The sequence below is a fragment of the Clostridium sartagoforme AAU1 genome, assembly GCF_000401215.1.
In the GTDB taxonomy this organism is placed as follows: Bacteria; Bacillota; Clostridia; order Clostridiales; family Clostridiaceae; genus Clostridium; species Clostridium sartagoforme.
Genome location: NZ_ASRV01000274.1, coordinates 1 through 692 on the forward strand (window position 1 = coordinate 1; position 692 = coordinate 692).

Annotated in this window: 2 protein-coding genes; both read left to right on the plus strand. The window is 22.0% G+C overall.

All coding sequences use genetic code 11. From position 1 onward, the window contains the following. Positions 1-259 (plus strand): hypothetical protein (locus A500_RS20900; RefSeq protein ID WP_040437207.1); only part of this gene is annotated, 259 nt, incomplete at its 5' end. Then, positions 250-692, plus strand: a 443-nt coding sequence (locus A500_RS19085) for a hypothetical protein (protein ID WP_040437209.1), incomplete at its 3' end; no start/stop codon positions are given. The genes A500_RS20900 and A500_RS19085, both read left to right, overlap by 10 nt.

Sequence of the window (692 nt, forward strand, 5' to 3'; positions counted from 1 at the left end):
CTTTCAAGCAATTACTATTAAAATAGATCTCGGATTTAAAGAAATAGAAAAAAATAAAATTAATATTTTGAAATCAAAAGCCATAGATATATTTAATAATCATTTATCTTCAGAATGTTTTGATTTAGAAATATATTTCCAAGATAGTGTAGGATATTGTATTTTAAATTATAAAGAAAGTTGTAAAAAGATAATTAGAAAGAAACTTAAATTAGCCTTAGATGAACTATTAATACAAAAAATATATTTATGGATTTAGAGTTAACGCTAGGTATAGGTAGTATAGTCGAAGACTTAAGTAAGTTATATCAATCTTTTAGATTATCCTATTATGCAATGGAAGAAAGAATATTGTTAGGTAGAGGAAAATTAATTGAAAATGTTGAGATTAGAGATAATCATCAATATATTACAGGAATTTTTAGTGAATTAAATAAATCTATGGAGAAGGCCATTGAGATTTTAGATAAGGATTTATTAATAACATCTATAGATGAATTTAAGAAAATGCTTTTAGGAAATCAAAACATATCAGGAGAAGAGATAATTGATTCAGTAAATGAAATTTTTAAGATATATGTTATTTTAATAAGAAATAATATGATGGAAATAGAAAATAAAGCTGAATTTAGTAATGTGTATATTAAATTCATTACTAAATTCAGCTTTATTTTCTATTTCCATTCATATTA